The sequence below is a fragment of the Anaplasma ovis str. Haibei genome, from assembly GCF_002214625.1.
In the GTDB taxonomy this organism is placed as follows: domain Bacteria; phylum Pseudomonadota; class Alphaproteobacteria; order Rickettsiales; family Anaplasmataceae; genus Anaplasma; species Anaplasma ovis.
Map to the genome: position 1 here is coordinate 917,796 of NZ_CP015994.1, position 13,260 is coordinate 931,055.

At 50.4% G+C, this 13,260-nt stretch carries 5 protein-coding genes; 3 read left to right on the plus strand and 2 right to left on the minus strand.

The annotated features are described in order from the left end of the window. Nucleotides 1–800 precede the first annotated feature (800 nt). The 3 genes from AOV_RS03870 to AOV_RS05500 all read left to right on the plus strand — a co-directional run bounded on the left by AOV_RS03870 (nt 801) and on the right by AOV_RS05500 (nt 4,232). On the plus strand, nt 801–1,235 hold the full coding sequence (locus AOV_RS03870; RefSeq protein ID WP_117374470.1) for a hypothetical protein: 435 nt from the start codon (nt 801–803) through the stop codon (nt 1,233–1,235). 255 nt (nt 1,236–1,490) lie between these two features. Beyond that, nucleotides 1,491–2,930 (plus strand): hypothetical protein, encoded by a 1,440-nt coding sequence (locus AOV_RS03875; RefSeq protein ID WP_075139214.1) that lies wholly within the window; start codon nt 1,491–1,493, stop codon nt 2,928–2,930. A gap of 1,176 nt (nt 2,931–4,106) precedes the next feature. Further along, entirely contained in the window at nt 4,107–4,232 is a 126-nt protein-coding gene (locus tag AOV_RS05500) for a hypothetical protein (protein WP_267896375.1), read from the plus strand. Nucleotides 4,233–4,795: 563 nt separating this feature from the next. Here AOV_RS05500 and AOV_RS03895 read toward each other — a convergent pair. Continuing rightward, a complete protein-coding gene (locus AOV_RS03895) occupies nt 4,796–8,785 on the minus strand; it encodes a hypothetical protein (RefSeq protein WP_075139217.1) in 3,990 nt (1,329 codons plus the stop codon). Between the two features lie 431 nt (nt 8,786–9,216). Then, on the minus strand, nt 9,217–13,116 hold the full coding sequence (locus AOV_RS03900) for a hypothetical protein (RefSeq protein ID WP_075139218.1): 3,900 nt from the start codon (nt 13,114–13,116) through the stop codon (nt 9,217–9,219). Nucleotides 13,117–13,260: the final 144 nt, after the last annotated feature.

Below are 13,260 nucleotides of genomic sequence, written 5' to 3' on the forward strand. Positions count from 1 at the left end.
TTGGGTTGCACAACATGGAGGCACATTGGGGCAGAGCGTGAAGCATAATGCCTGGGTATGAAGCCCCAAAGGCAATATTTGCAATCCTACAATTGCAGTGCAGCCATACGCGCATAACATTGTACTGTAGATCAGCAATCAGTAGAGGTGCGGTCAGCGTGGTGTCTGGCAGGCCCGTTCCGGCAAGTTGCTCGGTAGCGCTGCTATGGTTCGGCGCTACCATATCCACAATTCCCTTCGCTGGTTATGACTGCCTTTTTGCAACATAGGAGGCACATGGCATTATGTTGTAGATTAGCAATCAGAGATATGCGTCCTGGTGTTTTGTAGGTCACGTGTAAAACTGTTGCAATATTAACCATAGCGTGGTACGTTGTGGCCCAGTACTTGCGCTAGAAGTGCAAGGAGTGGAATCCTCATTAAATGTGATGTAGGTGTTACTCCGCTTTGGTGGCGTGTTGTATCTATCAGTAGATAATATTTTTAGCTAAATATCAAAAGGGTAGCAGGAATGTGGAGAGGTATTCGCACAATGTGGAGAGATATTAGCCCAATGTGGAGAGATATTCGCACAATGTGTCGGTACTCACCCTTCCCTTGGATTCTCGTACCCCTAGAGATGGCTATTCTGCTCTCAGCCCTCACTGTCCTTCCGTGTGCAGCAGCAGAGGAATACTCTCGTTGGCGTAGTGGGTCACCAAAACCTAGGCGGAGCCCATTCTGGAAATTTGCTCGGTGGCTTCCAGTCCCCATTGTAAGTGTTCCCATCTGTTTCGGCATCACCGTATTTATAATGCCCTGTGCTAGTCACAGCTGCTGTTTCGGTTCTGAAGAAACACCTAGTGGGGGGGGGAGGCCCTAATATCGAGATTATTGGTAGCCATAGCCCCAGAGAACATGTGCAATCTAGAACTGACGTAGTGATTGATGCAAGTTGTACCGTCACTTGGAAACCTAGTGATGGTAAGCAACAGACGGTGTGTGTAATCACAACAGACGGAGACAACTTAAGAGTGGTGGGCTCTGAAGGCTCCACCGTGAATATAACGGGTTCCAAGCATAATAGGCACAGTTACTTAGTTTTAGAGGGCATACTGAGCCTGAAAGCATCTTGGAAGCCTCGTCAGAGCCCCAAACAGCAGGTTAGTATGGATGTCCACGCAGATGGAAGGGTAAATGTGGCATCTGCATCAGTGCAACAGTGTGGTGCCAAGGGGGGAAAAGTTAATCTTTGAAGGATGTAGAGTTAGGTTGGGAGACATCCCTCTGGGAATAGCGTTGGAACAGGGCTTCTGGAAACAACCCAGCACCCCAGTAGTTACTCCTACACCTGAGACAGCACAGCAGAGCCCCTCACAGCGCGCAGCTCATATCCCCCCCCCCAACCAATTCAGGCATCCTCTCCTTCTTCTCACCTTGTGGAAGTCCTAATGTTTGATGCCATGGACAAGTTGGTCACGTTGTCATCTACAGCTATAGCGAGATAGGTAATGAGTCTCAGTTCACACAAGACGTATGCATATAGTGTTGCAGTAGCAAACGCAGCTTATGCGGTGTCGGGGGTATTGATTAATACAGGCATATTGCTTGTATCAATCAGTATTCTTGTAGCCCTGATGTATAGCACTGCAACTGCGGGTTTATTTTCACTTTCCGCCGCCAACGCCGCCACTGTTTGCGTCGCAGTAGCGCTGTTATCCGCGTGTGTTGTATTCTGTTCTGCAAGAGATTTAGTCAAATCCTGTAAGCAACTTAAGCAAGCACGGGAAGAAGGATTACCAACAGTCCAGCCACTACAACCTGTTCTTGCTCCTGCAACTTCTTGCTCTGAAGCAGTTGCCAACACACGCAGGCATAAGCAGATGGACGTCATAGCCGAGGTTGCAAACAGCTTCGCAGCCCTCGCCATGCTCGCCACTTTTACCGCTCTTGCTATTGCTGTTATAGTCGCCATAGAAAGCATCTTCATTTCCTCAGCTATCTTCTTGTATGGGGCCTTCGCTCTTAATATTAGCGCTTTTAATTCAGCCAAAGTCGCCGTGGTTGCCGCGGCAGCTGCTGTTGTTGCCGCAGTACTCACGGCTCTATTTGCAGCAATAGCTACCAGAGCCGCAAAGCGCTGTACAGTGGCGGCAGTATCGCCGGTAGAGAAGACAGCAACCAATCAAGCGCTGATGCAAATAAAGAACGCGAATCTCGCAACCAAAATTTCCGGCATATCCGCAATAGTAGCGACCACAACTGCGGCAGTGGCCGCGCTAATAGTGCCTTTTTCCGCCAAGGCTAGCAACGAACTCGCCATTGTCTGGGGCGTAACTACAGCCTCCAGAACCGCAGCAGCTACGGCACACACTACTGGCATCATGAGCACTGCCGTCGGTACCGTTGCGTACTTACCACACGCGCTCATAGCGCTCTCTGTTGCATGCTCGTTATGCTTGCTGATACATATTGCGGTGGACATCTATTTAGCACGGATACCCTACTCGCAGCGTAACGAGCAGCACACTCCTCACCGTGTGGCAGACCAAACTCGTAACACTTTTTCGAAGAGCAATTCCCTACAACCCAAGGGTACACTCACCAGTATGCGTGGTTGTCTTACCCGCGGTCACAGCGACTCTGAGCGTGACAATCCCGCTTATAGAGGCATTGCCAGCAGGCCACTTACCCCGCCTGCAGCCGCGGATCCAAAGCATAGGACCCTCACAGCAGCTGTCAGCGTTGTAATGATTTGCGGTTCCGCCTTTCTCCTGCAGAATTATACAATCATGAGCGCAGCACTCCCCCCAGCCGCAGCACTGCTGCTTTATTGCATAATAGCCTGGGTACGCAAATCAACTTGTAGTGGGGCACAAGCTCTGGATAGCAATATTTGTAATCCCACATTGCACAGCATAGGAGGCACATGGCATTGTGTTGTAGATTAGCAATCAGAGATATGCGTCCTGGTGTTTTGTAGGTCACGTGTAAAACTGTTGCAATATTAACCATAGCGTGGTACGTTGTGGCCCAGTACTTGCGCTAGAAGTGCAAGGAGTGGAATCCTCATTAAATGTGATGTAGGTGTTACTCCGCTTTGGTGGCGTGTTGTATCTATCAGTAGATAATATTTTTAGCTAAATATCAAAAGGGTAGCAGGAATGTGGAGAGATATTCACACAATGTGGAGAGATATTCGCACAATGTGTCGGTACTCACCCTTCCCTTGGATTCTCGTACCCCTAGAGATGGCTATTCTGCTCTCAGCCCTCACTGTCCTTCCGTGTGCAGCAGCAGAGGAATACTCTCGTTGGCGTAGTGGGTCACCAAAACCTAGGCGGAGCCCATTCTGGAAATTTGCTCGGTGGCTTCCAGTCCCCATTGTAAGTGTTCCCATCTGTTTCGGCATCACCGTATTTATAATGCCCTGTGCTAGTCACAGCTGCTGTTTCGGTTCTGAAGAAACACCTAGTGGGGGGGGGAGGCCCTAATATCGAGATTATTGGTAGCCATAGCCCCAGAGAACATGTGCAATCTAGAACTGACGTAGTGATTGATGCAAGTTGTACCGTCACTTGGAAACCTAGTGATGGTAAGCAACAGACGGTGTGTGTAATCACAACGGATGGAGATAGGATAAACGTGAGGGGCTCTACCCGTGGCTCCAGTGCCGTGAATATAACGGGTTCCAAGCATAATAGGCACAGTTACTTAGTCTTAGAGGGCACACTGAGCCTGAAAGTATCTTGGAAACCTTGTCAGAGCCCCCCAACAGCAGGTTAGTATGGATGTCCACGCAGATGGAAGGGTAAAAGTGGCATCTGCATCAGTGCAACAGTGTGGTGCCAAGGGGGAAAAGTTAATCTTTGAAGGATGTAGAGTTAGGTTGGGAGGCATCCCTCTGGGAATAGCGTTGGAACAGGGCTTCTGGAAACAACCCAGCACCCCAGTAGTTACTCCTACACCTGAGACAGCACAGCAGAGCCCCTCACAGCGCGCAGCTCATATCCCCCCCCCAACCAATTCAGGCATCCTCTCCTTCTTCTCACCTTGTGGAAGTCCTAATGTTTGATGCCATGGACAAGTTGGTCACGTTGTCATCTACAGCTACAGCGAGATAGGTAATGAGTCTCAGTTCACACAAGACGTATGCATATAGTGTTGCAGTAGCAAACGCAGCTTATGCGGTGTCGGGGCGTACAGGCAAGAAGCAATATGCCCTAAATTACAACTATGGCGATAAGAGGTAATGAGCATCAGTCTGCACATAGCACTTATAGTACTACAGTGTCGGAGGTGTTTACAGGCAAGAGGAAGTTCCCAATAGCAATGGTTGCACAACATGGAGGCACATTGGGGCAGAGCGTGAAGCATAATGCCTGGGTATGAAGCCCCAAAGGCAATATTTGCAATGTTGGGTTGCACAACATGGAGGCACATTGGGGCAGAGCGTGAAGCATAATGCCTGGGTATGAAGCCCCAAAGGCAATATTTGCAATCCTACAATTGCAGTGCAGCCATACGCGCATAACATTGTACTGTAGATCAGCAATCAGTAGAGGTGCGGTCAGCGTGGTGTCTGGCAGGCCCGTTCCGGCAAGTTGCTCGGTAGCGCTGCTATGGTTCGGCGCCACCATATCCACAATTCCCTTCGCTGGTTATGACTGCCTTTTTGCAACATAGGAGGCACATCAGGGGGCGGAGAGTGGAGCATGACTGGGAAAAAAGGTGTGCGCATCTGCAGCCAAACATGCATGACACAATCTGTGGCAGTGACGGCTTTGCAGCAACACAGGGCTCACCCGGCCCCAGTTTACCTCTTCTTCCCTTTCGGACTGTACCTCCCTCGCTTATACTTCTGGTCCAACTTGTCCACTCTTTTCCACCAATACCCCTCTGAAGCGTGGGGATTGTTTGTGTAGCCCTGCTCGAAGTGTATGCACCGCTCGTCGTCACAACCGGACATGTACCGCACCTTATACTGCTTAGCCAGGAAGTATTCGTAGTCTGCCTCGCTCTTAAACACTTCTTCGTACTCACGTAGGCCTCCCATGCAACTGTAGTGACCGTTACCTATGGTCCACCAAGCGTGCCATGGACAGTATAGGTACTTCTTCTTCGCCGGCCATTGAGGCTCGGGCTTGGGCTGAGGTTTGGGCGCAGGTTTTTTAGGTTCCTCAACTTTCAGCTGCTTCACCGCAGACTCGGTTGACTTGCCCGCAGGAGAAGTTGTTCTACCCGCAGATGCAGTTGACCGCGCTGCCGTTGTTGACCCAGGTTTAGTCGTCCCTTTGGACTCAGCACCCTTGAGTTTTCGTTCTTCAGACTGCTGCACATCACCACGCTGAGTCCTAGATACAGCCCTACCAGAAGAACTCCACTCTGTTTCAACTGTGGATCCGGGCTTACTATCAGGTCGTTGTTGTTCTTCCTCTCTTTTACCTGGTTCTGACGCCTGCTCAGGCTTAATTTCATCTCCAAACCCGAGCTCTCGTGGCCCTACGGTATCCCACCGCTCACAGGTAACCATAACGGCACCACTTTCCCCTAAACCGGGCGTAATGCTGCTATCATCGCCCCAACATCCCCCCATACCCGGAACAAAGACCCCATTCTCGCGCCATTTAGAGTATCTGAGCTTTCTCCTGCATAGGCTCCGAGGTAGGCTGCGTCCCTCGAAATACTCCTTCACATCCAATATATGTTCTTTCTCCCGCGTGAGTGGGAAATTCATCTCCAGCGGGAACTTCGTGAACATTGCGCGTCCTTCCAGTAGCAGTTTAGTGGCCCCGTCATCACCTGCTAGCACATCTCCAATAATGGTTCGATAGCTGACCATTAAATCTTTTATTGCGCGGACATTGAGCACTCCAGCATGTGTGCTACCCCCGCCCACAGCCCGCATGATTTCATGGCACTGCTCTGTGTTCTGCGTACTACCTTGAGTGCCGCCATTAGTAGAGTTTTTCTTCTTAGTGCAGAGTTTCACTACCGTATCACCACCGGCACCAGTGCCGCCGCCGTAGTTTTCTCGATCCCGGGTTGGGAAATACTTAACCGGGGGTTGCTTGTGGCTCTCCGCCTTTTTAGGTTGCTGATATTCGCCACCCTCACCTATATCGACCTTAATCAAAAACTCTAGGTCGCTGATCTTGGTAGCCCCTCTTTGCTTATTGTAATGGGCAAACACATCGCAGCTATATTTGCCATTCTGATCAGGGTTGCGCAGTATTCCCACAACATACTGGCCCGGCCTTCCTGATCTGCGCGCACCTACATCAGTTATTGCAGCAGCCTCACCTCCACCCCACGCCTCAATTTTGTAGAATTGGCACCATTTGCCGTTCTGAGTTGGTAGAGTTCCAACTGTCTGGTCTCCGCTAGAGGCCTCAAACTTCAGCACCACGTACTCCTTACTAACCGTCTGTGTTTGCCCGCCTGTAATTTTATACTCAGGCTCGTACCAATACCTGGGGAAACTATCAATACACAACCCACGGTCATAAACGCTCAGAGGCCGCAGCTTCACCACTGCCCCTTCTTCTTCAATTTCATCACTCACAGGAACCCCAGCAGGGAAGTAATAGCCCGCTCTCATGCCAACGCGTCCACCAAGCGACATTGGGCGGTAGTCGTCCCTGCTTACATACTCGTACGTACAACCTTCAACCTTTTGCCCAGGGGCGTAGTACTGTGTGCTGGGGTCAACACACCCAACAAGACTACCTGGCTCTGTGGTGAACCTGCCTGATTCGTAATAATATACTGTGTTGGAGTCAACACGTGCGCAGGGGTCGCCGCCACTTCTTCCTCTACTGGACGCCTCTCCGGACAACTTCTTGGGGACCACAAAGCGCCCATCCTTCACCACAATGTTGTCCAAAACGGGCTGGCTGAGGAGCTGCAAATTCATGGAGTACTTGTCGTCACACACAACCCTCCTTGCATCGTCATCCTCGCCTGCCAGCACGTAGCGTCTCAGCATTTTAGGCTGCTTCTTAAGCCACGTGCGGGATATACCCCCATCACTACTGCTTGCAACTTCGTAATCAGATGTGTCTGCCCCAGACCCTATGCCCGTAATGCACATAACCCTGGGCTTACCGGTCACCTCATAATACTTACATTTACTGTCGTGGCTACCATCATTCGCCCTACCGCAGATGCCTCCAAGTTCGCGATTCTTATCTGCCGCAACCCCAACAAACTCCACCTTGTTGGCGTTGCCCCCATAATCTTTGGCTATTTCCGTAATTTTCTGCTGCATAAAATCTATGGAAGAGTACCCCCAAAACGCCCCCACGGGGTGTTTATAGTAGCTAGTTTCAGTATTCCATTTTTGGTGCCCATTACGTTGCAGTTGCAACAAAACACCCGGCAGAACGCTACGCCCCCACTCCCTAGCGGCATTAGCAACACTCACACACATGTTCTTGCCGCCGAATTTTACACACTCTCTGAGCTCACGCTCACACGTGTCAGACTCGGAAGATCTCGTCCTTCTGTCTGAATTGTCAGTTATGTGCTTTTTGTACCACTCAGAGGACTTTTCCACGTTTTCTACAATTTGCTCTTCCTGTATTTCCCAGGCTTCTCCCTTTTCATCAAATACCATCCACTTGCCGCGCGTGCTCTTTTTGAGGTGCTGCACAAACGCTCTGCCCGATTCCCCCTGGCGGGTATTGTCGCCATTACGGCTTACCGTATCTTTGCCTCTAATAAACTTAATTCGGTACTTTTCAGATTCATCGCTGCTGGTCAGATACTCAGTTCTGCTGGCAGCGCTGTTCTTGCAGTGTTGCCTTACATACTCGTCACGGTTGTAACCTTGCCCAACAGAATTTGTGAGACTATAAGTTTGGTAGATTCTGGGCAATTCCATAGACGGAATCGGCAGGCACTCTTCAAAGAGTTCGATACTCATATCCGGGTCAGTGCCATAGTACCTTACGCATACCGCATCCTGTTCCCTTCTTACCTTCAAATAGTGCTTAGTCCCGGCATCGGAGAAGGAGTAACTTTTTTCCTGCTCGGAAATTGCCCATTGTTGCTCTTCCTTATCATCCTTCCAACCCTTGGTATGCCATACATACTCATCCTTTTTCCGGCCGATAATGCCTTCAAAGACTCCGCTCCTGCCCGGATTGATTATATGCTTCCTGACCTTACGATGAAGCACTCTGTGATCCTTTGTATCTTGTTCCCAACTTTCAACTATTGCCACAAACCCCGGACGCCAAAAACTCTGTTTAGAAAATTCCAGCGGGACAAATCTGACTCTGGCAGATCTCTTGCGACCAGGCAGTACGTTACAGAAGGGCCCAGCATCGCGCAAGAGCGGTTTATCGAAGCAGCCCAATTCTTGAATACAACCTCTGTTCCACCCGCCAGGATCCCAAGGGAGGTTACACGCCAGCACTTTGCATGCACAAATCTTTCCCGGGCCGGTCGGGTCTTTCACGCCATACGCCATTACAAAGGTGGGAAATACATACCTGCAGTCACCCTCATACATGCGCGCGCAAGTGCCGCAGGCCGGCCATGCTCCACAAACTTTCAACCTGGCGGTCAACAGTGGAGTCGATGAGCTTGTGTTTGACACTTCTTCAGCAAGAGCAACACCCTGGCTGCCGAGCCTACAGGTATCTACCGGGATATTATCAAATGCGTGCGCATCGTCAGTGCTTTCCTCCTGTGCAGTAGAATCGTCGTCGGTGGCCTTTATTATACAAGGCACACCGGATAGGAGAAGTGCTATGGCTGCGGTAGCGAAAACTAGGCGCCACCTACCCCAAAACAACATTAGTAACCCACCAGAACACGTGCCCCCGTACGGTAACTCAGCAACGCTAAAATTTGCTTAATTCCCTATACAACCGAGACGTGAAGGTAATAGCCACATACTTAACTTAAGATTGAGCAAGATGTCTATACACTACCTAGTGTATTACTACACAAACCATGAGCTGGGGTGCCTGGGAGAGGTATTACACTTGAGGGAGTATTGTACTTGGAGAAGCATCACCCTTGAGATTGAGTGCTTGACCTATACACATTGTAACCTTGGAAAATGTAGCTCAGATTAGTACGTACAGGTGTGTTGTGCTGTGGTAGACCTACAATGCAGGTATGGCTTATGATACTACCCTTACCTTGCCCTTCAGCAATTCCCTAACAGTGTGATAAAAATTCACCATCGGAATGTAGGGTACGCCCACTGGGACAAGGCACTACTCATTTCCTACTAGTACCACTGTTATTTGTGTAACCCTTCTTAAAGTGTACACAAGACTCATCGTCGCAGCCATTCATACGTTTCACCTTCACCCAAGAATTGCGGTACTGCTCATACGCCTGCACACTGTCAAATGTGTCTGTATACGTTTTTATACCCCCGGTACAGGAGTACCTATCCTCCCATTGGCTAACCATGAACCTAGCCCACCATGGGCAGTACTTGTAGGTTACCCGTATCTTTCCTCCTCCAGCATCCTGGCACTGAGGTAGGTTGCCACATTTACCAGCAGGCTTGCTTGCTGGCACAGCAGGAGGCCGCACAGGAGCGGGTTTGGTAGCAACAGGTTTTGCAGACGCCGCAGGTCTAGCAGGTGAGGTGGGAGTCACGGGTTGAGTAGCCACAGGTTGCTGCGCCTTTATTTCTGGTGGTGGCTCTATACCATTATCAAGAAACGTAGGGGTTCTTGTGTTATCCCACAATTCGCATGTAATCATTGCGGCTCCGCTCTCACCCAACCCCGGCATTTCACTGTTATCTTTCCAGCATCCCCCCATTCCCGGAACAAAAAAGTCGCCGGGATCGCGGTAGGTGTAGTACCTGTCCTTCCATGTGCACAACTCCCGAGGTAAGCTCCTGCCCTGAAAATGCTCCGCGATTCCCAGATTTAACCACTCCTTCATTTTACCTACCTGGTCATATAGTGGGAAATTCATTTCCAGCGGGAACTTCGTGAACATTGCGCGCCCTTCCAGTAGCAACTTGGTGGCCCCATCATCGCCTGCCAGCACATCCCCAGTAATGGTCCGATAGCTGACAACTAAGTCCTTAATAGCGCTTGCATCCAGTTTCCCAGCATGTTTACTGCCGCCTCCCACCGCCCTCATGATTTCATAACACTTCTTGCCGCTGCCTGGCGGATTCTGTGTACACGTACCGTTGTTACAAACACAAAACTTCACTACAGTGTCACTGCCCACTCCGAGGTCATCATTGGGTTCTGTCGCGGGGCTTTTTTTATTCGTGCCACTTCGCCCTCCCTCTCCAACTTCAACCTCAATGGAGAGCTCCAAATCTTGAACCCTCTTACTGCCCTTGTTCTGCGAAAACGCTTCACATCCTTCATCTGTGCAGTTGGGGTTGCGCAGCACTACCATTGAATACTGCCCAGGCCTTCCAGATCTACGTTCGCCAGTCTCGGTTTTCGCAGCAGCTTCCCCTCCACCCCAAGCTTCAATGCGGTAGAAATCGCACCCCTTCCGCAATCTTTGGTCTTTAGCCTTGAATTTTAGCATGACATAGTTCCTAGTAACAGTAGGGCTCAACTCATTAGGTACGTAGCTATAGTCCTTGTTTGTATCTGGTGCATATTTCTTAAAATCACCACTAGTACTGGGAAAAATGTATCGTGGCTCGTACCAATGCCTGGGAAAATTGTCTATACACAATCCGCGATCGTACGGATTAAGGGGTCTCAACTCAAGGTCAGTAGCTAACTTCTTCCCAATTGTGATAGAACCGCCTGACTGCACCGCCACGCTGGCATGCGCTTGCTCTGCATCATGTGCCGGGGTAGCACTAGTTGCAAGCACGTCACTCTCGGATGTGACCCCGCTAAATGTAAGGGGTCTGTAATCGTCCATGCTGACATATTCATATGCACAACCCCGTACTTCCTTACCAGAACCATAATATTGAGTAACCGGGTGGCTGCATCCAGATATAGCACCGGGGTCAGAGGTAAACCCGCCGGATTCATGGTAGTATACTATTTTGGAGTTGGGGTCAGAGCACGGATCATCGCTACCCTTGACAATACTACGCTCTAGAAATTCCTTCGGGAATATGTACTGTCCATTTTGCACTACCATACTGTCCAGAATATCCTGGCTTAGGGAGCCCGGAACGATAGAATATTTATCATCGCATACCACCCTTCTGACATTACCTCCATCATCCACCAGAACGTAGCGCCGCAAAACCTTCTGTTGCTTTCTAAGCCAAGTGCGCGCCACACCCATATCATCTCTGCTTCGAATTTCATATTCTGAAACATCAGATCCCGTACCGGATATACACAGGACATTGGCGCCCACATTTTCGGTAGTGTTATACCAGCAGACTTTGCTTTTTCCTTCTCTGTCCTCAACATCGACGCAGGATCGCTCCATTTCCCGCAACGCCGAATCCGCAATAACCCCCAAAAACTTCGCGCCGCTTTGCGTCCCGTTTTCTTGCTTCCCTTGTTCACTCGTGAACTGTGCAGTTGCATAGCCCACAAACATGTCCCGCGGGTTTTCGTAATATTTACCGCTCCAATGCTCGGTGTGCCACTTCTCATCGTGACACGTTGTTCCGTTAAATCTTACACATTGCTTGTACCCGAAAACACAGCTCCGACCCAAGGAATGGTGAACCATGTGATGAATGTCCTTTCCCTTACCAGCCTCTGGCTTTTTATCATTGCGTTGTATTTCTTGTGCATCCAGTTCCCCTGCCCCTCTGACAATGCGCCGCTTTCCATAGTATATACCGAGGACCCAAGCCGGAACTCTCCCTCCTGCATTATAGCTGCATTTTTTCCTGCAGTTTATGAAACGCTCATCCCCGGCCGAGCAGTCGCAAGTACCTTTTGTGCTATCCACGCTAAAAACCTGGCAGTCTGGCAATTCTCCATATCCACCCCAGTAAAAATCAACTTTGTATTCTCCTGGACTCCTGCCCTTCTGCACCCGGCCGTAATTTTTCGCAATCAAAACTGCAGTGGGGCACGCATATACCCAATCAGCGGAACGATGCTCCCCCAGGAGTTTATCGAGTACCGTCTTATGATTGCCACCAAAAGGCGTCCCCTTGATGTCTTGTGCTCTGTAAGCCTGGTACACCAATGGCCGCTCCATTGCCGGAATGGGAACGCAGCTGCTAGAAATCTCGGATTCTCTATCCTTATCTTCGCCGTAGTACCCCACACAAACAGTATCCTGCACCCTGCGCGCCTTGAGGTGGTGCGTGTTCCCATTATCAGAGAAGCTGTAGTCTCTTGCCTCCTCATCTATACTGTGGCCTTCAGTATGCCACGAGTGTTCTTTCTTGCTCTCCTGCGCGTTTTGACCGTTCTGCTGGGAAGCACTATCAGTTGTGGTTGCGGTTGCTATGGTCCCTCTCTCGCCATCCGGGCCGCCAGGGTGGATTACGTGCTTACTCACTTTCTTGATTATGGCGCCGTCCTTATGTTCCCAGCTCTCAACTATTGCCACAAACCCCGGACGCCAAAAACTCTGTTTAGAAAATTCCAGCGGGACAAACCTGACACTTGTGGGTCGGTGGTGTCTGGGCAGCACATTGCAGAAGGGTCCCGCTGTTTGCGCAACGGCCTTGTCAAAACACCCCAATTGCTGATAGCAGTTTTTGTCCCACTCCGTGGAATTCCAGGGCAGGTAGCATGACCTTGCCTTACATGCACAAATCTGTTCGGCCCCCTCGGTATCATGTGCGCTGTATACCATAACGAAGGACGGATACACGTGTCTGCAGTCACCCTCATACATGCGCACACAGGTGCCACAGGCCGGCCATGCCGCACAAACATTTATTCCCGAACCAGCAGGTACCGCACCACCCACGCTGCTACTAACCATGCCCACCGGAGTCATGCTCTGCTTTGTGAGCCAACACGCACCGCCAAGAGGGCTGCTCCGCGCGCCACCCCTTGCATCTGGGCCTGGCATTCCCTCGGGTCCGGGACCTTGCTCTGGACCGGGTTGTGGGCCCGTAGGACTCGGGGGAGAAGCTGCTGCAGGAGGGCTTTGCTGGGCTACACTTATACAAGGCACACCGGATAGGAGAAGTGCTATGGCTGCGGTAGCGAAAACTAGGCGCCACCTACCCCAAAACAACATTAGTAACCCACCAGAACACGCGCCCCCGTACGGTAACTCAGCAACGCTAAAATTTGCTTAATTCCCTATACAACCGAGACGTGAAGTAATGGCTACTTATTTAACCTAAGATTGAGTAAGATACAGGTACTACACAAACCCTGA

Coding starts and splice junctions, on each gene's coding strand:
- AOV_RS03875 (WP_075139214.1), top strand. CDS start 1,491: ATGAGTCTCAGTTCACACAAGACGTATGCATATAGTGTTGCAGTAGCA.
- AOV_RS03900 (WP_075139218.1), bottom strand. CDS start 13,116: ATGTTGTTTTGGGGTAGGTGGCGCCTAGTTTTCGCTACCGCAGCCATA.
- AOV_RS05500 (WP_267896375.1), top strand. CDS start 4,107: ATGAGTCTCAGTTCACACAAGACGTATGCATATAGTGTTGCAGTAGCA.
- AOV_RS03895 (WP_075139217.1), bottom strand. CDS start 8,785: ATGTTGTTTTGGGGTAGGTGGCGCCTAGTTTTCGCTACCGCAGCCATA.